The 21,906-nt window shown below is 73.4% G+C and carries 17 protein-coding genes; 7 read left to right on the plus strand and 10 right to left on the minus strand.

The features are described 5' to 3' along the window. Positions 1-12: 12 nt before the first annotated feature. On the minus strand, positions 13-1,395 hold the full coding sequence (locus CG736_RS04920) for a DUF2398 family protein (RefSeq protein ID WP_100584853.1): 1,383 nt from the start codon (positions 1,393-1,395) through the stop codon (positions 13-15). A gap of 89 nt (positions 1,396-1,484) precedes the next feature. On the opposite strand from CG736_RS04920, the gene CG736_RS04925 reads away from it, so the two are divergent. Further along, positions 1,485-2,360 carry a sterol desaturase family protein gene (locus CG736_RS04925; protein ID WP_100584854.1) on the plus strand — a complete coding sequence of 292 codons (876 nt, stop codon included), beginning with the start codon at positions 1,485-1,487 and terminating at the stop codon, positions 2,358-2,360. Next, positions 2,357-3,043, plus strand: coding sequence for a lysoplasmalogenase (locus tag CG736_RS04930; RefSeq protein WP_100584855.1), 687 nt, complete (start codon positions 2,357-2,359; stop codon positions 3,041-3,043). Before CG736_RS04925 ends, CG736_RS04930 begins: the two co-directional genes overlap by 4 nt. 130 nt (positions 3,044-3,173) lie before the next feature. On the opposite strand, the gene CG736_RS04935 is transcribed toward CG736_RS04930, so the two are convergent. The 4 genes from CG736_RS04935 to CG736_RS04950 all read right to left on the minus strand — a co-directional run bounded on the left by CG736_RS04935 (position 3,174) and on the right by CG736_RS04950 (position 7,865). Beyond that, positions 3,174-3,821 (minus strand): hypothetical protein, encoded by a 648-nt coding sequence (locus tag CG736_RS04935; RefSeq protein WP_100584856.1) that lies wholly within the window; start codon positions 3,819-3,821, stop codon positions 3,174-3,176. Between the two features lie 470 nt (positions 3,822-4,291). Next, complete coding sequence (locus CG736_RS04940; protein WP_100584857.1) at positions 4,292-6,658, minus strand: FtsX-like permease family protein; 2,367 nt, start codon at positions 6,656-6,658, stop codon at positions 4,292-4,294. Then, positions 6,655-7,341: an ABC transporter ATP-binding protein gene (locus tag CG736_RS04945; RefSeq protein WP_100584858.1), complete on the minus strand. Its 687-nt coding sequence runs from the start codon at positions 7,339-7,341 to the stop codon at positions 6,655-6,657. The genes CG736_RS04940 and CG736_RS04945 overlap by 4 nt, the downstream gene beginning before the upstream one ends. After that, positions 7,338-7,865 carry a PadR family transcriptional regulator gene (locus CG736_RS04950; protein WP_043911223.1) on the minus strand — a complete coding sequence of 176 codons (528 nt, stop codon included), beginning with the start codon at positions 7,863-7,865 and terminating at the stop codon, positions 7,338-7,340. The genes CG736_RS04945 and CG736_RS04950 overlap by 4 nt, the downstream gene beginning before the upstream one ends. 115 nt (positions 7,866-7,980) lie before the next feature. On the opposite strand from CG736_RS04950, the gene CG736_RS04955 reads away from it, so the two are divergent. Further along, entirely contained in the window at positions 7,981-8,478 is a 498-nt protein-coding gene (locus tag CG736_RS04955; RefSeq protein WP_100584859.1) for a hypothetical protein, read from the plus strand. Between the two features lie 9 nt (positions 8,479-8,487). On the opposite strand, the gene CG736_RS04960 is transcribed toward CG736_RS04955, so the two are convergent. The 3 genes from CG736_RS04960 to CG736_RS04970 all read right to left on the minus strand — a co-directional run bounded on the left by CG736_RS04960 (position 8,488) and on the right by CG736_RS04970 (position 13,517). After that, positions 8,488-9,291, minus strand: a complete 804-nt coding sequence (locus tag CG736_RS04960) for an exodeoxyribonuclease III (RefSeq protein ID WP_232733786.1) — start codon at positions 9,289-9,291, stop codon at positions 8,488-8,490. Between the two features lie 105 nt (positions 9,292-9,396). Further along, positions 9,397-11,190, minus strand: coding sequence for a gamma-glutamyltransferase (gene ggt / locus CG736_RS04965; protein WP_100584861.1), 1,794 nt, complete (start codon positions 11,188-11,190; stop codon positions 9,397-9,399). Positions 11,191-12,380: 1,190 nt separating this feature from the next. Continuing rightward, on the minus strand, positions 12,381-13,517 hold the full coding sequence (locus tag CG736_RS04970) for an ROK family glucokinase (RefSeq protein WP_100584862.1): 1,137 nt from the start codon (positions 13,515-13,517) through the stop codon (positions 12,381-12,383). 281 nt (positions 13,518-13,798) lie between these two features. On the opposite strand from CG736_RS04970, the gene CG736_RS04975 reads away from it, so the two are divergent. Further along, complete coding sequence (locus CG736_RS04975; protein ID WP_369879841.1) at positions 13,799-14,884, plus strand: alpha/beta hydrolase; 1,086 nt, start codon at positions 13,799-13,801, stop codon at positions 14,882-14,884. Positions 14,885-14,944: 60 nt separating this feature from the next. Here the strand turns inward: CG736_RS04975 and CG736_RS04980 are convergent, their stop codons facing one another. After that, positions 14,945-15,859 carry a glycoside hydrolase family 16 protein gene (locus CG736_RS04980; RefSeq protein ID WP_100584864.1) on the minus strand — a complete coding sequence of 305 codons (915 nt, stop codon included), beginning with the start codon at positions 15,857-15,859 and terminating at the stop codon, positions 14,945-14,947. Positions 15,860-16,245: 386 nt separating this feature from the next. Here CG736_RS04980 and CG736_RS35940 point away from each other — a divergent pair, with 386 nt between their 5' ends. The 3 genes from CG736_RS35940 to CG736_RS04990 all read left to right on the plus strand — a co-directional run bounded on the left by CG736_RS35940 (position 16,246) and on the right by CG736_RS04990 (position 20,109). Then, the gene (locus tag CG736_RS35940; protein WP_157815414.1) at positions 16,246-16,671 is read left to right on the plus strand and encodes a hypothetical protein; all 426 of its coding nucleotides are present in this window, start codon (positions 16,246-16,248) and stop codon (positions 16,669-16,671) included. A 118-nt stretch (positions 16,672-16,789) separates the two neighbouring features. After that, entirely contained in the window at positions 16,790-18,880 is a 2,091-nt protein-coding gene (locus CG736_RS04985) for a bifunctional polysaccharide deacetylase/glycosyltransferase family 2 protein (RefSeq protein WP_100585048.1), read from the plus strand. A gap of 2 nt (positions 18,881-18,882) precedes the next feature. Beyond that, on the plus strand, positions 18,883-20,109 hold the full coding sequence (locus CG736_RS04990; protein ID WP_100584865.1) for an acyltransferase: 1,227 nt from the start codon (positions 18,883-18,885) through the stop codon (positions 20,107-20,109). A gap of 7 nt (positions 20,110-20,116) precedes the next feature. Here CG736_RS04990 and CG736_RS04995 read toward each other — a convergent pair whose 3' ends face one another. After that, complete coding sequence (locus tag CG736_RS04995; RefSeq protein ID WP_100584866.1) at positions 20,117-21,664, minus strand: PucR family transcriptional regulator; 1,548 nt, start codon at positions 21,662-21,664, stop codon at positions 20,117-20,119. Positions 21,665-21,906: the final 242 nt, after the last annotated feature.

Below are 21,906 nucleotides of genomic sequence, written 5' to 3' on the forward strand. Positions count from 1 at the left end.
TAGGGCCCGTCCTCACACCGCCTGCCGGTCCCGGCCCTTCGCGGGGCGCGAGTGGCGGCCGGAGCCCGGGGCGGGCTGGAGTTCGGCGCGCGGGGCGTAGCGGGCGGCGGGGGCGCGGAGCAGCCAGTTGCGGCCGGCGGGGGCGGCGAGGCCCATCCGGTGGAGCAGGTCGAGGGCGTCGCGGCGGAAAGCGGCGAGGTCGGCGAGGTAGCCCGCGTCCCAGCCGGCACTCATGCCGTAGTCGTCGGTGATGTCGCCGAGGGTGCCGTCGATGAGGGCGTCGGGGATCAGCACGGCGGGCGGGGCGCTCTCGGTGTCGACCGGACGGAGGTCCTCGACCAGGCGTTCGGCGAGCAGCAGGGCGGCCTGGGCGAGGGTGCCGGTGCCGGGGAGGGCGAGGTCGGTGAGTTCGTCGGCGGGGTCGAGCAGGGCGATGCCTTCGGCGCGGATCTCGGCGGTCAGGCCGAGCACGTCGGCGAATCGTTCCGTCTCCGCGGGGACGGCCTCGCGCAGGTGGTCGCGTTCGGCGGGGGCGAGGTCGTCGAGCAGGACGACGGGTGTCTCGGCGAGCAGTCGGCGGACCGTCAGCTCGGGTCCGGCGGGTGGCAGCGGGGGTGCGGTGAGCAGGTCGGCGGCGAGTTCGGCGGGCGGCCGCCACTGGTCGAGCAGCGCCTGCACCGCGTCGACGTCCGCCGTCGGCCGCTCGCCGCGGGCGATCGCGGCCAGCGCCCGGACGAGCGCCGCGTACCCGGCGGGGTCGAGGCCGGGCAGGCCGCGGCCGGGCAGCGCGGCCTTGTGCAGGCGGGCGTGGGCGGGGCCGAGGGTGAGCCGGTAGCCGAGCAGGGTGTGGAAGCGTTCGGCGAGGGTGGCGGCGTGACGGCGGATCAGCGGGAGCGACGCGCCGTGCGGGCCGTCGGCGGTGACCAGCGGGTGGGCGAGCAGCAGCCGGGCGGCGATGCGCAGTTCGGTGGTGGGGCGTTCGGGTTTGCGGTGCCGGCCGCCGCCGGTGGCGCGGGGGGCGGGCAGCGCGGGGGCCTCGCGCCGGATCCGGCGGTAGCCGAGCGGCCGGAACAGCGGCGAGGTGGTGTGGTGGACGCTCGGCCCGTGCCACCAGCTGGTGCCGGCGGCGGGTTCGGCCTGCTGGGGTGCGCCGCCGAGGTGCCGGGCGCCGTGCGCGCCGAGCACGGCCGAGGCCAGCAGATCCGCCTCGGCCCGGTCGGCGGCGGCGAACCGCTCCGCCAACCGCCGCACGGAATCGGCGAATTCGCTTCCGGTACCGACGATCTGCGGGTACGTCCGGCCGGGGGTCGCGAGCCGCGTGGCCCCGCCCGTGCGTCCGTTCCCCGTACCGCCGGTGGCCGCCAGGGCGCCGGCGGCTGCTTCCTGCCGCTCCATGTCGCCCCCAAGCCTAGACGCCGCACCGCACACTACGCGTCGGTAACTACCTCTTCCGCCGGTCGCCCACGTCCCTTATGGTTCCGGGCATGCCTGACCTACCCGATGTCGTGCTCTGGTCGATACCGGCCTTTGTGCTGCTCACCGTCCTGGAGATCGTCTCCTACCGCTTCCACCCGGACGACGACGAGCAGGGCTACGCCGCGAAGGACACCGCGGCCAGCCTGTCGATGGGCCTGGGTTCGCTGCTGTTCGACGCCGGGTGGAAGATCCCGATCGTGGCGATCTACTCGTTCCTGTACGAGTTGACGCCGCTTCGGACACCGGTGCTGTGGTGGACGGTGCCGCTGATGCTGCTCGCCTACGACTTCTTCTACTACTGGTCGCACCGCGGCCACCACGTGATCCGGGTGCTGTGGGCCTGCCACGTGGTGCACCACTCCAGCCGGCACTACAACCTGTCGACGGCGCTGCGTCAGCCGTGGACGTCCGCCACCAGCTGGATCTTCTACCTGCCGATGATCGCGGCGGGCGTGCACCCGGCGGCGGTGGCGTTCTGCGGCTCGGTGAACCTGGTGTACCAGTTCTGGATCCACACCGAGCGGATCGGCAGGCTGCCCCGGCCGGTCGAGTACCTCTTCAACACGCCGTCGCACCACCGGGTGCACCACGCCTCGCAGGGCGGCTACCTGGACCGCAACTTCGGCGGCATCCTGATCGTCTTCGACCGCTGGTTCGGCTCCTTCGCGGCCGAGGCCGAGCAGCCGGTGTACGGACTGACCAAGAACATCTCGACCTACAATCCGTTGAAGGTCGCCACCCACGAGTACGCGGCGATCGCCCGGGACGTGGCCCGCGCCACCACCTGGGGCGATCGGCTGCGCCACCTGGTGAAGGGCCCGGGCTGGCAGCCCGCGCCGCGTACCGATTCCCCCGCCGCCTCACCGGAGAGTGCCCCCGCATGAGCCCCGCCCGCGACCCGCGCACCGCGCGGGCCCTGCTGATCGCCTTCGCCGTCGTCTCGGTGGCGCACCTGACGGCGATCGCCGTCCACGTGCCGGTCCTGCGGTACTCCACCAAGCCGCTGCTGATGCCGCTGCTGGCCGCCTGGGTGTGGGCGTCGGCGCGGCCCGCCACGCCGAAGCTGCTGATCCCGGCGCTGCTGTTCGGCGCGGGCGGCGACATCCTGCTGCAGGTCGGCGGCACCGTCGGGTTCCTGGCCGGCATGGGCTCGTTCGCGGTCGGCCACGCCTGCTACGTGACGATGTTCGTGAAGCTCGGCGCGCTCGCCGACCGCCGCCGCACGGCGATGGTCGCGGCCTGCTACGCGGTGGCCTGGGCGACGCTGATCACGCTGCTGCTGCCCGACCTGGACGCCGCCATGCGGATCCCGATGGCCGCCTACAGCCTGCTGCTGGCCTCCACCGCGGTGACGTCCTCCCGGATCGACTGGCGGGCGGGCGTGGGCGGCGCGCTGTTCCTGCTGTCCGACACCCTGATCGCCACCGACCTGGCGCACTGGAAGCTGCTGCCCATGCACAGCTTCCTGATCATGCTCACCTACATCGTCGGCCAGTACCTGCTGACCATCGGCACCCTGCAGCGCACCGACGCCGCTCCCGCGGCCGCCGCGGTCCCGGCCGTCTGACCGGCCCGCCCGGACACGCTTCGAGGGCGGCTCCCACCGTTTGGTGGGAGCCGCCCTCGGGCGTTGCGTGCTGCGGGCCGCGGGGGACGCGGGGCCCGCCGGGTACGGTGGGCGCGTACCGGACGACCGCTCAGAGCTCCTCGCCGGCAGCCGATCCGCGCCGGCGCAGCAGCCAGAACCCGGCCACTCCGGCCGTCACCAGCCCGGCCCCGGCGGCCAGCCGCCCGGCGTCCATGCCGACCGAACCGCCGACCCCGGTCTCCACCCCGCCGTGCGGGAGCCGCGCGGCGCCCTCCCAGTCGCCGCCCACGGCGCCGCTGCCGCTGCCCGGATTGCCGTTGCCGGCGTTGCCGCTGCCCGTGTTGCCGCTGCCGGCCCCGGCTGCCGCGATGGCGACCGCGCCGACGAACTTGTCGCCGTTCGGGCACTTGCCGTCGATGCCCCAGGACGGGTCGTTGGCGGTGGAGCGCTTGGCGGCCGCGTCGGCCATCTCGTGCTCGGAGATGACGGTCGCGGTGCCCGAGTACTTGCCGTCGGGGCCGACGCTGAGCGTGGTCGAGCCGCCGGCGAAGGCGAGCGAACTCGCGGTCAGCGTCTTCGTCTCGTTGCCGGCGCAGTTCACGCTGACCGAGACGGACTGGCCGGGCTGCGCCTGCGCCGGGCTGACCCAGGCGGGCTGGCTGCCCTTCGCGGACGCGGGGCCGGCAGCAGCGCCGGCCAGGCCGAGCAGGACGGTGGTGCCGAGCAGAGCGACGCCGGCGGTGCGCGTTCGGCGCATGCCGTACCTCCAGGGAGTCGAGCCGAGGGGCAGCGGTGCGTGACCGCCCCACTACCCTTGGTCGCCGACCACGCTAGGCCAGGGCCCCGGGCCCGGCGACACCTCAAGGGCCGTTCGGGTCCGGAGCGTCGCCCTGTCCCGGAACCCGTGGCGACCGGCCAGTCGTACGTGATCAGCACCGGCGCCCGGCTCGCCCTGGGACCTTCGGGATCGCCACCCCCGGGACCACTGCCTCAGTCGGCAGGAGCTGTACGACGACAACCTGACCAACGACACGTTCACCACCCCCCTCGGTCGTCGCCGGGGCGCCGCACGGTGCGGCTCCCGCCGGGATCCGTGCTCCGGAACCGGGCCACGGCCCCTCGAGCCTCCGCCGTCCCGTCTTCCCGACGGGACGGTCGGACCCCGGTGACCTGCGGTGGCACCGCGTCCGTGGGACGCAGCGCCACCGGACTCCACCAACCGGAGGGCTACTCGTTGCGGGCCGTCTCCGGCCCGGTGATCCGCCGCAGCAGCGGCATCGTCGCGCCGATGATGGCCAGTGCGGCGCTCAGGCCGCCGATCACCACGAGGTAGTAGCCGGCGCCGAGTGCGTGCAGCGTGTACTTCAGCTGGGAGCGCAGGAACAGGTCGGCCGCGAGCAGGCCGACGCCGATCGCCACGGCGGCCATCACCAGCAGCGGCACCACCGACTCCATGGCCACCACCCGGCGCAGGGTGCCGAGCGGCACGCCGGTCAGGCGCAGCAGGCTGAACGGGCGTTTGCGCTCGCTGAGGCCGCCGGCGACGCTCACTGCCAGGCTGCATCCGGCGATCGGGAAGGTCGCCAGGATCACCGCGTCGGCGAGTTGCTGGAAGCCGCGCACTTCGGCTCCGGCCAGGCTCCACGCCTCGCCGAGGGTCATCATCTGGCGCTCGGCCGGGTAGGCGACGTCCACCATGGTCCGGATCTGCTCGACGGCGGCGGGTGAGCCGTCGGTGTCCACCACCACGTTCAGTACGCCCGTGGCGTCCAGCTGGTCGGGGGTGAACGGGGCGGCGGGCCATTCGGTGGCGCTCTCGTCGCGCCAGCCGTACCAGGTGACCGGGACGTAGGCGCTCTGCGCGCCGGGCGCGCAGTGGCCGTACAGCTTGAGGGGCTCCAGGTCGCGGCAGGCCACGACTTCCCGGGTGGTGGCGGGTCCGTCGGCGGCCTGCACCTCCAGCTGCCGGTCGCCGGGGTGGGCCAGCAGCACGGTCCGCACGCCGGGGACGGCGCGCAGGCGCTGGAGCAGTTCGGGCGAGGCGGGCGGGCCCTGGCTCACGAACCGTTCGCCGCCCTCGTCGAATCCGCCGGTGAGGTCGTTGACCAGCATGTTGTTGAACTGCGGGCCGCCGTGGGGGTGGTTGCGCTCCTCGCTGATCGTGGTGATGACGCCGATCGTCGCGGTCATCACCAGCAGGGCCAGCACCAGTCCGCTCACCGCGCGGAACCCGGCGGTCGGGTTGTCGACCAGTCGGCGCACCGCGATCAGCGTCGCCGGGCGCTGGGTGCGCCGGGCGATCAGCCCCGCGCCCTTCATGGTCAGCCACGGGCCGGACAGCACCAGGCCGAGCGCGATCAGCAGGAACGAGGACAGGTACGCCTTGACCTGCCCGGGCACCGACTCGGGGTGCCAGACCAGGAACGCGGACAGCTCGACCAGCCCGGCCACCAGCGGCACCACGCGCCACGTCCTGGGCGGCTTGGGGGTCACCCGGCGGCTCACCCCGAGCGGGGAGATCTGCACCCGGCGCAGCGCGATCCGGGCGGCGACGGCGGCGGCCAGCGGGACGCCCACGGCGACGGCGGCGATCTGCACGGGCGTCAGGGCGATGTCCGAGGCGAAGAACGGTGCGCCGGTCAGCTTCGCGTTCGTGACGGGGCCGCGCAGCGCCAGGTATGGCAGGAAGCCCAGCAGCACTCCGAGCGCGGCGGCGACCGTCGCCTCCACCGCCGACACCGTGGACACCTGACGGGGTGTCGCGCCGACCAGCCGCATCGCGGCGAACCGCTGCTCGCGGCGGGCCGCGTTCAGCCGGGTGGCGGTGCCGATCAGGATCAGCACCGGGAAGACCAGCGCGCCGGTCACCACCGTGAGGATCAGGTCCACGCCGTTGGCCTTGATGCCGACCACGCACTTCGCGCACTTCTCGGGCGCGATGGTGGCGACCTGGTCCACCGTCGTGGCGCCGAGCTGCCCCGAGAGCTCCTGCGGGGTGCGGCCGACCAGCGCCAGCAGGCTGTCCGGCGCGGGCAGCGCGGCGTCCCCGAGGATTCCGATCCGGTGCCCGGGGAAGCGGTCCCCCAACTGCGCGGGCGGCAGCTCGTCGACCAGTCGGGCCAGCGCGGGCGACAGGTAGTACTCGCCGGGCCCGGGCATCCGCGGCACGCCGGGTGCGAGCGCCGCCCGCGGCCCGGTGGGCGCGACGTCGATCCGCCCGATCTCCTTGCCCTGCACGGTGTCCCGCCGCGTCGTCCACCACATCGGATCGACCCCGGCCGCACTCGCCGCCCGACCGTCGACCGCCGGCGCGCCGCCGGGAGCGGAACTCCCCGCCTCCGCAGCACCGCCGGACGCGCTCGCCCCCTGGCCGCCGCCGGAACTCCCCGCAGCCTCCCGATCGGCGGGGAGCCCGTTGACGAACGGCGTGTTGAGCCACGCGTTGCGCGCGTTCTGGGCGTGGACGCCGTTGATCGCGGCGAGCGTGGTGAACAGCAGCCCCACGCCGATGGCGACCGCGCCGGCGGTGATGGCGAGGCGGACCAGTGCCTCGCGCCCGCCGCTGACGGCCAGTCGCAGTCCGAGCCCGATCATGAGGTCAGCCGTCCGCTCATCGAGGTGGCGCGGCCGTCGCGGACGATCGCCTCGCGGTCGGCGTAGGCGGCGATCCGGGCCTCATGGGTGACCAGGACGACGGTGGTGCCCTGTTCGCGGGCGCAGCCCACCAGCAGGTCCATCACCTGTTCGCCCGTCAGGGAGTCGAGTGCGCCGGTGGGTTCGTCGGCGAACAGGACGCGGGGTTCGGCGACCAGCCCGCGGGCGAGGGCGACGCGCTGGGCCTGACCGCCCGACAGTTCGCCGGAGCGGCGGGCCTCCAGGCCGTCCAGGCCGAGCTTCGGGAACCAGCTGCGGGCCTGCTGGAGCGCGGCGGCCCGGCGCCGGCCGCCGAGCAGCAGCGGCAGGGCGACGTTCTCCTCGGCCGTCAACTCCGGTACCAGCTGGCCGAACTGGAACACGAAGCCGAAGCTTTCGCGGCGCAGGGCGCTGCGCTCCTGTTCGCCGAGGTTGTCGATCCGGCGGCCGTCGAACCGGATCTCGCCGCTGTCGGGGGTGAGGATGCCGGCCAGGCAGTGCAGCAGGGTGGACTTGCCGGAGCCGCTGGGGCCCATGACGGCGAGGATCTCGCCGGCCTCGACGGCGAGTTCGGCGCCGCGCAGGGCGGGGGTCTCACCGAAGGCGAGGGTGACGTCGTGGGCGTGGATCAGGGGGTCGGTCATCGCTTGGCCACCTCTGCGGCAAGGGCGTCGAGTCGGGCGGCGGTCAGGTCGATCCAGCGCAGGTCGGACTCCAGGTGGAACAGGCCGTGGTCGGCGAGGAGCGCGTCGACCAGGCCGCCGGAGCGCTTGATCTCGGTGAGTTCGCGCATCCGCTTCAGGTGGGCGGCGCGCTGGGTGTCGAGGTACAGCTCGGCGTCGCGGCCGAGCATCAGGGCGAGCACGACCTTGCTGAACAGCACGGTCTGCAGGTGGGGTTCGGCGGCGACGGGTTCGCGCAGCCAGTCCTCGAACTCGGTGGCGCCGGTCTCGGTGATCACGTAGCGCTTGCGGTCGGGCCCGTCGCCGGCCTCGGGCTCGCCGACGACGACCTTCCCGTCCCGGGCGAGCCGCCCGAGGGTCGCGTACACCTGGCCGAAGGGCAGCGGCTTTCCGCGTCCGAAGAACGCGTCGTAGTCCCGCTTGAGGTCGTAGCCGTGGCTGGGCTCGCGTTCGAGGAGCCCGAGCAGGGTGAGTGGAACGCTCATGATCGAGAGAGTACGCCGGGGGTGTACTCCGCGTCTATACACTCAGAGAATACTGGCGCAGGAAGCTCCACCCACTGGCCTTCACCTGCGGTTTCACGAACAGGGGGACGACGCGGTGGAGTTCACGAAGATTCGCCCGGACGGGGCGTCAGCCGCCACACAGCTCGGCGAGCCGGCGCTGCACCGGACGCGGCTGAGGACGTGCACCGACGCCACGGAGTCCTGGCGGGTGGAGCTCGACGGCCGCCCGCCGGCCGAGCTGCCCGCGTTCGGGCGGCCCGGCTTCCACGCCGCGAAGCCGGCGACCCGGGGCGTCGCCGGCGTCTTCGACGGCGCCGAGCTGCACCTCCGCGCACGCGGCCGGCACCCGCTGCGCTCCGGCCGTTTCGTGGAGTTCTGCGCGGGCGACCGCACCCTGCGCTTCGTCCGCCGCGGGCTGCTCCGCGCGGAACTCCTGGAGGACGGCCGGAGCCCGGCCGACTCCGACGGGCGGGTGTCGGCGGAGCCCGACCCGTTGCTGGTGTGCGCCGTCGCCCTGTACCACTGGGCCGAGTTGGACTACGTCAACGCCAACCCGGTGCTGGGCACCGTCGTCCTCTCGCTGCTGTTCTGACGCCCGGGCTCAGAGGTCCAGGTCGACCACCACGGGCGCGTGGTCCGACGTCCCCTTGCCCTTGCGGGCCTCGCGGTCGACGTAGCTGTCCGACACCGCGTCCGCGAACGGCTTGTTGGCGTAGGTGAGGTCGATCCGCATGCCGCGGTTCTTCGGGAAGGCCAGCTGGCGGTAGTCCCAGTAGGTGTAGGGGTGGTCGTACTTGAGCGGGCGGGGCACCACGTCCTGCAGGCCGATCTCCTGGAGGGCCGTCAGTGCGGCGCGCTCGGGGGCGGTGACGTGGGTGAGGCCCTCGAAGGCGGCGATGTCGTAGACGTCCTCGTCCGCGGGGGCGATGTTGTAGTCGCCGAGGACGGCGAACGGGCGGTCGCCGGCGGTGTCCTCGCGGACGGCGTCGCGCAGCGCGGCCAGCCACTCCAGCTTGTAGCGGTAGTGGGCGTGGTCGACCTCGCGGCCGTTGGGCACGTACACCGACCAGACCCGGACGGGGCCGCAGGTCGCGGCGACCGCGCGCGGCTCGATCACGGGGAGCATCGCGTCCTCGGCGAGGTACCCGGGCTGGCCGGGCAGGTCGCGGACCACGTCGTCCAGGCCGATCCGGGACAGCACGGCGACGCCGTTCCACCGGCCGGTGCCGTGCGCGGCGCTCCGGTAGCCGAGCTCGCCGATCGCCTCGGCGGGGAACGCCTCGGTGGTGCACTTGAGTTCCTGCAGGCAGAGCACGTCCGGCTTGGCGGACTCCAGCCACTCCAGCAGCTTGGGCAGCCGGGCGGTCACGGAGTTGATGTTCCAGGTGGCGATGCGGACGGTCACGGCGGCCTTCCCTCGGCGGTACGGACGGACGGGGCGCGCGGCACCGGGCCGGGCACCCCGTCCGAACATACCGCCCGGGGCCGACAGCGCCCGGCAGGCGACGGCTCAGCGGGACGGGTGCACCACCGCGGCCGCTCCCCCGCCGCGGCGGACGGGTTCGGCGGCGGCCAGCCAGCGGCCGTCGGGGAGGCGTTCGATGCCGGTGGCGGCGCCGATCTCCGGGGTGCTGGTGAACACGTGGCCCATGGCCTGGAGCTTCGCCGCCTCGGGCGAGGCGAGGAAGGCCGGTTCGGCCTGGGTGGCGGCGGTGTTGCGCTGGCTGGCGCGGGGCGCGGCGATGGCCTGTTCCAGCGTCAGGCCGCGGTCGATCCGCCCGGTCAGCACCTGCAGCACGGTGGTGATGATGGAGGCGCCGCCGGGCGAGCCGGCCGCCAGGTACGGCTTGCCGTCCTTCAGCACGATGGTCGGCGAGATCGAGGAGCGCGGACGCTTGGCCGGGCCGGGCAGGTTGGGGTCGGGGACGCCCGGGGTGAGCGGCGCGAAGTTGAAGTCGGTCAGCTCGTTGTTGAGCAGGAAGCCCCGGCCCGGCACGGCGATGCCGCTGCCGCCGGTCTGCTCGATCGTCAGCGTGTAGGCGACCACGTTGCCCCACCGGTCGGCGACCGTCAGGTGGGTGGTGCTCAGGCCCTCGTACGGTTCGGCGACCGGCTGTCCGCTGCTGGCGCAGGCCGCCGGGTGGTAGGGGTCGCCGGGGGCGAGCGGGCTGGTCAGCGCGTGCTTCGGGTCGATCAGGCAGGCCCGTGACGCGCCGTAGGCCGGGTCGAGGAGCTGACGGGTCGGCACCTGCACGGCGCGCGGGTCGCCGACCCAGCGGTTGCGGTCGGCGAAGGAGATCCGGCTGGCCTCCAGGAAGCGGTGGTCGTACTGGACGGGGTCGGCGAGGTCGGCGCGGCTGCTGGTGCCGAGGATGTTCAGCGCCTCGCCGACGGTCGTCCCGCCGGAGGAGGACGGGGCGATGCCGTACACGTCCAGGCCGCGGTAGGTGACGTGCGTCGGGTCCTGCTGCCGGACCTGGTAGGCCGCCAGGTCCGCGGCGTCGACCTTCCCGGGGCGGGCGTTGCGCCCGGACGCCGGGTCGACGGGCGGGTGCTGGAGGGTCCGGACGATGTCGGCGCCGATCGGGCCGCGGTACAGCGCGGCGGTGTCGGTCCGGCCCAACTCCCGGTAGGTGGCGGCGAGATCGGGGTTGCGCAGGGTGGAGCCGACGACCGGCAGCTTGCCGTTCGGCAGGAACAGCGCCCGGCTGGCCGGGAAGTCCTGGAACCGGGCCTGGTTGAGGGCGGTCTGGTCCTGGAAGGTCTGGTCGACGGTGAACCCGCGGTCGGCGATCCGCTCGGCCGGTTTCAGCACCTCGGCCAGATCGCGGCTGCCCCAGCGGCGCAGCGCCTGCTCCCAGGTGGCGGCCGTGCCGGGCACGCCGACGGACAGGCCGCTGGTGACGGCGTCGTTGAACGCCAGCGGCTGCCCGTTCTCCAGGAACAGCGAGCTGTCGGCCGTCCGGGAGGCGGTCTCCCGCCCGTCGAGGGTGGTGACCTTCCCGGTCCGGGCGTCGTAGTACACGAAGTACCCGCCGCCGCCGATACCCGCCGAGTACGGTTCGGTCACCCCGAGCGCGGCCGCGGTGGCGACCGCGGCGTCCACGGCGTTGCCGCCGCGCCGCAGCACCTCCAACCCGGCGGCGGTGGCGTCGGCGTCCACGCTGCTCACCGCTCCGCCCCAGCCCACCGCCTCGGGCTGTTTCCCGGCGACGACGGCCTGGCCGGCCTGCGCGGGCGCGGCGGTGCAGAGCAGTCCGGTGACAAGTGCGAATGCGGGGACGAGACGGACGAGGGGTCTCATACGGCCTCCCTGGGACGGCATCGGTCTCCCGTTCTCCCACACCCGCCACGCACTCGACAACGGCACGTTCGGCCAACTGCCGCACGCCGAAACGATCCTGTCGCAGCATCAGACCGCACCGCCACAAACCGCCTTCCCCGCAGGGGCCCCGCGTCGGCGTGCTGCCGCACCGGCGGACGGCAGAGTCGTGCCGACGAAGCACGGCCCGGCACCGGCAGGCCCGCCCCGGCGACTCACGGAGAAACCCGACCCCGACAAGCCCCACGCCAGCGGATCACCCCAGAACCACGACAGGCACCACACCGGCCCCCGGGAGCAGGCCCCACGTCAGCGGGAGATCGCATCGACGGACGACAGACCCGCGCCGGCGAAGCACGGCCGAGCACCAGCAAGCCCGCCCCGGCAACTCACCGAGAAACCCGACCCGACAGGCCCCACACCAGCGACCCGCACCACCGCCACGACAGGCACCACACCCGCGCCCCCGTCAGCGGGAGGCCGCACCACCGGACGACAGACCCGCGCCGACGAGGCACAGCCCGGCATCAGCAGGCCCGCCCCGGCGACCCACGGAGACGCCTGACCCCGACAGGCCCCACACCGGCGACTCGCACCACCGCCACGGCAGGCACCGGTCCCAGGAGCAGACCCCGCGCCAGCGGGAGAGGTCGCACCGACAGACGGCAGACCCGCGCCGACGAAGCACAGCCCGGCACCGGCAGGCCCGACCCGGCGACCCACGGAGAAACCCGACCCCGACAAGCCCCACACCAGCGACTCGCACCACCACCCAGCAGGCCCTACGCCAGCGGCTCGCCCCACGACCACGGCAGGCACCGCACCGGTCCCCGGGAGCAGACCCCGCGCCAGCGGGAGGCCGCACCGACAGACGGCAGACCCGCGCCGACGAAGCACAGCCCGACACCAGCAAGCCCGACCCGGCGACCCACGAAGAAGCCCGACCCCCAGCAGACCCCGCGCCAGCGGCCCGCACCACCACCCAGCAGGCCCTACGCCAGCGGCTCGCCCCACGACCACGGCAGGCACCGCACCGGTCCCCAGGAACAGACCCCGCGCCAGCAGGAGGCCGCACCAGCAGACGGCAGACCCGCGCCGACGAAGCACAGCCCGACACCAGCAGGCCCGCCCCGGCAACTCACCGAGAAACCCGACCCCCAGCAGACCCCGCGTCAGCGGCTCGCGCCGCCGCCCAGCAGACCCCGCGTCAGCGGCTCGCGTTCCACCCGCCGGCGCTTGACCGTGCGGAACCGGCGGGCGACCTGGCGGGCGAGGTCCGCCGCGCCGACCAGGCCGGCCTCGTTGCCGAGGGCGGCGTGGACGATCTCGGCCTCGGGGCGGAAGCCGCGGCCGGTGAGGGTGCGGCGGAAGGCGTCCTGGGCGGGGCCGAGCAGGAGGTCGCCGGCCTCGCTGACGCCGCCGCCGACGACGAACCGGCCGGGGTCGAGCGCGGCGGCCAGGTTGGCGATGCCGACGCCGAGCCAGCGGCCGACCTCGTAGAGCAGCTCGGTGGCGACGGCGTCGCCGTCGCGGGCGGCTTCGGTGACCAGCGGGCCGGTGATGCCGAGCGGGCTGCCGCCGGCCCGGGCGAGCAGCGGCTGGACCACCGGGGACTCCTCGGCGACGAGTTCGCGGGCCTCGCGGACCAGCGCGTTGCCCGAGGAGTACTGCTCCCAGCAGCCGCGGTTGCCGCACGGGCAGCGGTGGCCGCCGGGGACCACCTGCATGTGGCCGAACTCGCCGGCCAGGCCGTGCTTGCCGCGGTCCACGTAGCCGTCGCGGACGACCGCGCCGCCGATGCCGGTGCCGAGGGTGATCATCACCATGTGGTCCTCGCCGCGGCCGGCGCCGAACCGCCATTCGGCCCAGGCGGCGGCGTTGGCGTCGTTCTCGACCACCACGGGGAAGCGCAGCCGGGAGCTGAGCGCCTCCTGGAGGGGTTCGTTCCGCCAGTTCAGGTGGGGGGCGAACAGCACGGTGGAGCGTTCGGAGTCGACCCAGCCGGCCGCGCCGACGCCGACGGCGTGGACGTCGTGCTTGTCGGCGAGCTGGAGGACCAGGTCGACGATGACGTCCTCGACCACCTTGGGGCTCTTGCTCTTGTCGGGGGTCTCGGTGCGCAGCCGGTCCAGCACCCGGCCTTCGCCGTCGACCACGCCGGCGACCACCTTGGTGCCGCCGATGTCGACGCCGATGGTGGGCAGCCGCAGCACTCCGGCGGGCAGGGTGCGGCGGCGGCGTTCGGCGCGCGGGCCGAGGCCCAGCAGGCTGGGCAGGGCGGGGCGGGCGGGGCCGTTGGCACTGGTCACGGAATGAATGCTCCTGGTTTCGGTAAAAGCTTCGGGCTGGTGCGGGAGGGGTTCGAACGAGCTGGCAGACTAGGCCGCGAACGCACAGCGGATTCTCACGAAAACGTGATGTTCCTCTCAGGTTTCTGCGGGTGTCGCCAGCAACTGATCGTGTGTTTGACGCAGTCTGACAAGTGTGATGTGCGAACCGGGGGACCCTGCCCCGGACGGCCGGACGACCCGATTCGAGAGACCCGATGCAGCTGACAGGCACCCCTTTCCTTATTCTGACGATCATCCTGGTGCCGATCTCCATCGCGGCGGCGCTGCTGCTGTGGGGCCGGGTCCGCGGGCCCCAGCCGGTCCAGGTGCTGTCCCGGATCGTGATGCTGCTGGTCTGTCAGATCACCGCGGTGATGATGGTCTTCGTCATGGTGAACAACGCCAACCTGATCTACGGCAGCTGGGACGACCTGCTGGGCACCGGCAACCACGTCCGCGCGGTGCCGAACGTGCAGGCCGAGGCCGGCGGCAGCGCCGCCCCGGGCAACGACTCCAAGCCGCAGCGCTCCAAGGTGATCCAGCAGTTCAAGCCGGTCGGTGACCCGAAGGTGCCGAACGACGTGCAGACCACCGACCTGAAGGGCGCGGTCTCCGGTGTCGACGGCGAGGTGCTGGTCTGGCTGCCGCCGCAGTACAACGACCCGGCGTACAAGGACAAGACCTTCCCGGTGGTCGAGCTGCTGCCGGGCTGGCCGGGCTCCTCGAAGACCTGGTACGGCACGCTGCGGGTGTCCGAGCAGCTGAAGCCGATGATGCAGAGCGGGCAGGTCGCCCCGTTCATCCTGGTCTCGCCGCGCACCAACCTGCTGGGCGACTCCACCGACACCGGCTGCGCGGACGTGCCCGGCAAGGTCAACGCCGACACCTGGCTGTCCCGGGACGTTCCGCAGATGGTGCTGGACAACTTCCGGGTCGACACCTCGGCCGAGCGCTGGGCGGTGGCCGGCTACTCCGCGGGCGGGCACTGCGCGGCCAAGCTGGCGCTGGAGCACCCGGACCGCTACCGGGCCGGCATCAGCCTCTCCGGCTACAACGACCCGGGTGCGGAGGGCCAGTCGCTGACCGCGAAGGACCCGCACCTGAAGGAGATCTCCAACCCGCTGTACATCCTGAAGAACGCCAAGACCCCGCCGAAGGTCGCGCTGTACGTCACCGGCAACAAGGGCGACGGCCTGGAGGGCGGCGAGGCGCTGAAGGCCGCGGCCAAGGCCCCGACCACGGTGACCACGCAGGAGACCACCGGCCCGCACAGCAGCGACGTCTGGAAGCAGCTGGTCCCGAGCATCTTCACCTGGCTGACCACGATCATCCCCGCCCAGCACTGACGCCCCGCACGCACGAGGGCCCGGCCGCACGCGCGGCCGGGCCCTTCGCGTGGCGCGGGGTCAGGACTTCGGCAGCGTGTTGACGTAGTCGGTGCCCGCGCCGTAGAAGCCGTCCACCGCCTGCTGGACGTCGGCCGGGGAGAGCGCCTGGTCGGCCTTGTAGTAGAACCAGTTGACCTTCATGTCCCAGCTGCGCTGGCCCGTGATCGAGGGCAGCAGGTCGATGAACCAGTTGCTGAAGTGGATGTCCATCTTCTCGCGCGCGACGTACTTGTCGGAGCTGGTGAACAGCTCCTTGCCGTCCATGGAGTAGACGACCTTCCCCTCCATGGCGGTGATCACCATGGTGTGCCAGCCCTCCATCCGCTGCTTGGCCGCGCGGGTGACGCGGTCCGGCGGGTCGGCCTTGAACCAGCTGGTGGTGTCGAGCTTCGGGCCCGGCGCGCCCCAGCCGCCGTTCGGCAGGTACTCGAAGTCGAGTTCGCTGTAGTTCGCCGAGTCGTCGGCGGGCGAGATCGGGAAGTAGGTCTGCACGACGTGGTCGCCGGTGCGGCCGGTCGAGGGCTTGTCGCTGAAGTGGATCCGGGCGGCGAAGGTCCCGTGGAACAGGTTGGTGCGGGTGCTCTGGACCTCGACCTGCTTGGTGCCCTGCTTGGTGCCGTCGGTGGACGAGCGCAGCTGCAGCGCCCGGCCGCCCTGCGCGGTCGGGTCGGCGGGGAACGAGGCGCCGGCCGCGGACCAGGTGTCCTTGATGCCGGGGCCGCCGCCGCCGTCGCGGACCTGCCAGCCGTGCGCGGCGAAGGCGGGGTCGTCGGGGCCGCTGTACTTGAAGGTGTCGAACATCGTTCCCGGCGGCCCGGTGGGCGTCGGCGAGGCACTGGCGGCGGATGTGCCCTTCGCGCCGGAGTCTCCACCGGAGGCAGGGTCGCCGGTGCACGCCGCGAGCGCGCACAGCAGGGTCGGCAGCGTGATCACGCTCCACGCACGAGGGCGCGGAAAGCGGCGGGGCTGGCGCACACAAACTCCTTGGGGCGCAGCGGTGTCAGCTGGAACACGCCTGCTGCGCGGGGATCGACGACCGGTCGGAGGCGGTCATCCTAACCGTGCTCACCTCCGGCTTCGCCGCGGGGACGGCCCGGCCGGGGCGGATCGGGGCCGTGATCGACGATCCGTACACAGGTCTAAACCTGGTACGGACCGGTAGGGGTCTCGATCCGATTACAACCCTGACGCGGAACGCGTCGAAAGTGGACATCGGGCCCAATTCGTCCCAGGACGGTGCACTAGCGTTCGAGTTACGCTCCCGCGGTCTTCACAACTTCCCTCCCTGCCCCGAAAGGCCTCGCTCGGTGCGCTCTGCCATGCCTTCCTCCGAGCGCGGATCGGAGCACCTGATCCAGCCCGGCACACCCGGCCCGGAGGCCGAGGAGCCGCTGCCCGAACCGGTGTTCGTCGACGAGTCCGGGCTGCGCGGCAGGCTGCTGCGCGGGCTCGGCTGGCCGGTGTCGGTGGTGGGCGCGGTGCTGGCGGTCGCGATGGGCGGCAGTCTGATCGGCGTTCAGGCGGACGCCCCGGCGATGGAGATCCCGGCGCAGCCCGCGCCGGCCGCGGCCGCGTCGGCCGCTCCGTCCCCCTCGCCGTCAGCGTCTCCGTCGGCGTCCGCGTCCTCGTCCGGAACGCCCACCCGCTCCACGTCGCCGCGGCCGGGCAGCTCGGCCGGCACCACGAAACCCAGCACCGGGACGCACGGGGCGACGCCCTCGGGGAAGTCGACCAAGCACCCCTGACCCGGTCGGCCACGTACCCCCGATCCATCCGCACCACCCTTTCCAGGAGCGCCATTTGTCCCGCCACCAGCGCCGCCGGCAGTCCCTGCTGAGGCCGCGCCGACTGGCCGCGCCGCCGTTGCGCTTCGTCATGCCGCTGTCCCTGCTGGCGTGCCTGCTGGCGCTGCTGGTGCTGCGCGGGCTGGCCACCAACGAGGTGTTCCACGACACCCGGATCGCCGTCTCCGTCGACAAGGACACCGTCCCGGAGAACCTGCTCAACGGCGGCCCGGTGATCGACGCGCGCGGGGACAAGCAGGCGAACCCGGTCAGCTACCGGATCCCCGACAAGACGGTGGTGCTGAGCTTCGACGACGGCCCCTCGCCGGAGTGGACGCCGAAGGTCCTGGACGTGCTGAAGGCGCACGACATCCGGGCGGACTTCTTCGTGACCGGCGCGATGACCACCCGCAACCCGGAGCTGATCCGGCAGATCGTCGCGGGCGGCCACGAGATCGGCCTGCACACCTTCACCCACCCCGACCTGGTGTACCAGTCGCACGCCCGGATCAGCTGGGAGCTGGCGCAGACCCAGCTGGCGCTGGCCGGCGTCGCGGGCGTGCACAGCTCGCTGTTCCGGCCGCCGTACTCCTCCAACTCCGCGGCGCTGGACGACTGGAACTACCCGGTCATCAAGTACGTGGGCGCGCACGGCTACCTGACGGCGTTCATCGACCGCGACACCGACGACTGGAAGCGTCCCGGCGTCGAGGAGATCGTCAAGGCGGCGATGCCCGCCACGCCGGGCGCGGGCGAGCTGATCCTGCTGCACGACGCGGGCGGCGACCGCGCCGAGACGGTCGCCGCGCTGGAGCAGATCATCGTCAAGCTGCAGGGCGAGGGCTACCGCTTCACCACCATCTCCGACGCGCTCGGCGCCTCCCCCGGGACGGTGCCGGTGCACGGTTTCCAGCTGTGGGCGGGCAAGGGCTTCATCTGGGCCACCCAGGTCGCCGTGCACACCCTGCCGGTGCTGGTCGGCCTGATGGCCCTGGTCGGCTTCCTGAACTTCGGCCGGTTCGGGCTGATGATCGTGCTCGCCCCGATCCACGCCCGCCGCTCCAAGCGGCAGGGCGCCTGGGGGCAGCCCGTCACCCGGCCGGTCACCGTGCTGGTCCCGGCGTACAACGAGCGCGAGTGCATCGCCAACACCCTGAACTCGTTGGCGGCCAGTGACTATCCGATCGAAGTGATCGTCATCGACGACGGCTCGACGGACGGCACCGCGGACATCGTCGAGGAGATGAACCTGCCGTTCGTCCGGCTGATCCGCAAGGTCAACGGCGGCAAGCCCAGCGCGCTCAACGCCGGCGTCGCGGCGGCCTCGTACGACATCGTGGTGATGATGGACGGCGACACCGTGTTCGAGCCGTCCACGGTGCGCGAACTGGTCCAGCCGTTCGGCGATCCGAAGATCGGCGCGGTCGCGGGCAACGCCAAGGTCGGCAACCGGGAGAGCCTGATCGGCGCCTGGCAGCACATCGAGTACGTGCTCGGCCACAACCTGGACCGCCGGATGTACGACGTGCTGAACGTCATCCCGACCATCCCCGGCGCGGTCGGCGCGTTCCGCAAGGAGGCGCTGCGGCGGGTCGGCGGGATGAGCGACGACACCCTCGCCGAGGACACCGACATCACCATGGCGGTGCTCAGCGACGGCTGGCGGATCGTCTACGCCGAGCGCGCCCGCGCCTGGACGGAGGCGCCGGCCAGCCTCCAGCAGCTCTGGTCGCAGCGCTACCGCTGGAGCTACGGCTCCATGCAGGCGATGTGGAAGCACCGCCGCGCGGTGATCGCCCGCGGCCCGGCCGGCCGCTTCGGCCGGATCGGACTGCCGCTGGTGGTGCTGTTCGGCGTGGTCGCCCCGCTGCTGGCGCCGCTGGTCGACCTGTTCCTGCTGTACGGCGTGCTGTTCACGGACGCCCCGATCACGCTGGCCAGCTGGGGCGCCTTCATCGCGCTGCAGGCGCTGCTGTCCTGGTACGCCTTCCGGCTCGACCGGGAGAAGCCCTGGCACCTGATCAGCCTGCCGATCCAGCAGGTGGTGTACCGGCAGCTGATGTACATCGTCCTGCTGCAGTCCACGATCACCGCGTTCACCGGTGGCCGGCTGCGCTGGCAGAAGCTCCGGCGCACCGGCGAGGTCGCCGCCGCACCGGTGGAGGCCTGACCATGAGCGACACCATTCGGCTGCGGATCCCCGAGCAGCTGCGCCGGGAGCTGCCCGCCGACCCGCCGCCGCCCGCCCGCACCGGCGGCCGCGACCGCTACCTCGACCTGCTGCGCGCCCTGGCACTGGTCCGCGTGGTGCTGTACCACAACTTCGGCTGGTTCTGGCTGCCGCTGCTGTTCCCGTCGATGGGCGTGATGTTCGCGCTGGCGGGCTCGCTGATGACCCGTTCGCTGAGCCGCCCCGCGCTCGGCGTGATCCGCGGCCGGCTGCGCCGCCTGCTGCCGCCGATGTGGCTGTTCGGCGCGATCGTGGTCACCCTCCAGGTCCTCGACGGCGGCGGCCCGCACTCCGACGGCCACCCCACCTGGTGGTGGGCGAAGCTGGCGTTCTGGGTGCTGCCGCTGAGCACCCCGCCGTACGCGACGAACGGGCTGCACGGCTTCGGCGGCCACCTGGAGTCCGGCTGGGCGACCCAGCTGGTGGTGCCGCTCTGGTACCTGCGGGCGTACCTCTGGTACGTGCTGCTGTCGCCGCTGATGCTGAAGGCCCTGCGCCGCTTCCCGGTGCTGACGCTGTGCACCCCGCTGGCGATCGTGATCGTGATGAACGTGTTCTTCGTCGACCAGGACGTCGTCTATCCGCGGGTCTGGGAGACCGCCAACGACTTCGCCATGTTCGGCTCCTGCTGGATCCTCGGCATGGCCCACCAGGAGGGGCTGCTGCGGAAGATCCCGCAGTACGTGCTGCCGTCGATCGCGCCGCTGGTCATGGTGGCGGGCTTCTGGTACCTGCAGACCCGGCCGGTCGACCCGACCCAGCCGACCGACATCGAGGCCTGGCCGATCGCCCAGGCGGTCTGGTCCCTCGGCTTCGTCGCCATGCTCCTGCACATCAGCCCGTCCTGGGAGCAGTGGCCCGCGCCGCTGGAGCGCTGGAACGGCCTGGTGAGCCTGCTGAACTCGCGGGCCGTCAGCGTCTACCTGTGGCACGTGACGGCGCTGGTGCTGGCCGTCCCGCTGATCGACCGGCTGTGGGGCGTCGACTTCTTCTTCCAGCACCTGAAGTGGCTGCTGACCAGCCAGTGGTTCACCCTGCTGGTCGGCATCCCGCTGCTGGCCCTGCTGGTGCTGGTCTTCGGCTGGGTCGAGGACGTGGCGGCGAAGCGCCGGCCCCGGCTGTTCCCGTACCCGCGCCGGCCCCGCGGCCGGCGCCGGAGCGCCGCCTGACGGCCCGTCAGCCCAGCTGGAGGGCCAGGTAGAAGTCGACCCGGTCCTCCAGCCGGGACAGGTCACGGCCGGTGAGCTCCTCGATCCGGCCGATCCGGTAGCGCAGCGTGTTGACGTGCACGTGCAGCTGGGCGGCGCAGCGCGTCCAGGAGCCGTCGGCGCGCAGGAACGCGGCCAGGGTGTGCAGCAGGTCGGCCTGGTGCTCCCGGTCGTAGGCGGTGACGGGGTCGAGCAGTCGGGACCGGAACGCCCGCCGGACCTCGTCGGGGACGGCGGCCAGCAGCAGCACGTGGGAGGCGAGGTCCTCGGGGCCGGCGACCCGTATCCGGCCGGCCCGGGCGTCGGCGACCCGGCGGGCATGCCGGGCCTCCTCCAGGGCGCCGCGCAGGCCGCCCGACTCGGCGACGGGCGCGGCGACGCCGACGGTGATCCGGCTCCCGGCGTCGAGTCCGGCCTCCAGCGGGGCCAGCAGCGCGCGCACGTCGTCGGTGGGAGCGGCGGCGGGGACGGCGGTGTCGGGGGCGGGCAGCACGGCGACGGCGCCGGTCGGGCCGTCCGCGGCGACCAGGGCCGTGGCCGGCAGCGACTCTTCGAGGACGGGGCGCAGCGCGCCGTCGGGCAGGCCGGCGGCGTCGGCGGACAGCACCAGCCAGTGCGGCCGACCCTCGCCGTGCAGGACGCGGGCGATGTCGGCGGGGTCGGCGTCGCGCCGGAGCAGGGCGAGGAGTTCGTCGGCGATCCGGCGGCGCAGCCGGCGGCCGTCGTCGCGGCGGGTGCGTTCGGCGGCGACCAGCCGGGCCAGGTTCTCGGCGAGCTGGCGGCGCTTGGCGGGCCATTCGGTGAGGTCGCCGGCCACGGCGAGGATCCAGTCGGCGAGCGGGGTGCCGGTGGCGGCCTCGGCGGCGGGCAGCAGCGAGTAGGCGCCGTCGGCGAGGCGGACCCGGTGCGGGGGGTGCTGGCCGCGCTGCTGGGCGGCCAGGTGGGTACGGGCGAGGCGGTCGCGGTCCGCGGGGGCGAGGCGGTCGGCGGGGCCGGCGACCACCTGGCCGGTGGGGGTGAGCACCCAGCAGTCGAGGTCGAGGTCGCCGCCGAGCAGGTCGAGGACGGCGTCCAGGCCGCCCGCGCCGGCGGCGGACACCAGCAGCCGGTGCCGGTCGACCAGCGCGGCGAGGTCGGCGGCGCGGCCGGCGGAGACGTGCCGGCCGACGTACTCGGTGACGGCGCCGAAGGCGATGTCGTCGGGGACGGCGAGCAGCGGCAGCCGGTGGCGTCGGCAGGCGGCGACCAGGTCGTCGGGGACGGGGCCGACCTCCACCTCGCCGGCGCCGAGCGCGGCGGCGCCGCCGGCCACCAGGGTGCGCACGAAGCGCGCGGAGTCGGCGGGGCCGGTGCGCCACAGCATGCCGGTGAGGACGAGTTCGCCGCCGTGCAGGAACCGCCCCGGGTCCTGGAGGTCGGTGGTCATCACTCCGGTGACCTGCCGGTCGAGCTCCTCCTCGCCGGCGAGCAGGCGCAGTCGGGGTGCGCCGGGGGCGAGCAGGTCGCGGACGCGCATGGACGGGGCCCTTCGTGACGGTGCGGCGGGTGCTGCGGGTGGATCGTGGGGGTGATTCCGGGGCGAGGACGGCCCAGGGTGACCCGAGTGGGCCTGCGGATCGTCCACATTGGACGAACGTACAGGACAGTGCGGCTGCGCACCGTCGGCCCTCGTGCCATCGGTGACTGCCGGCGGCCCCGGCCGCGGCGGTTCACTGGCCTGCACGCCGCCGGGCTGCACCGCGGTGCCCGCCGGGCGGT

It is taken from the genome of Kitasatospora sp. CB02891 (assembly GCF_002803145.1).
Classification (GTDB): Bacteria; Actinomycetota; Actinomycetes; order Streptomycetales; family Streptomycetaceae; genus Kitasatospora; species Kitasatospora griseola.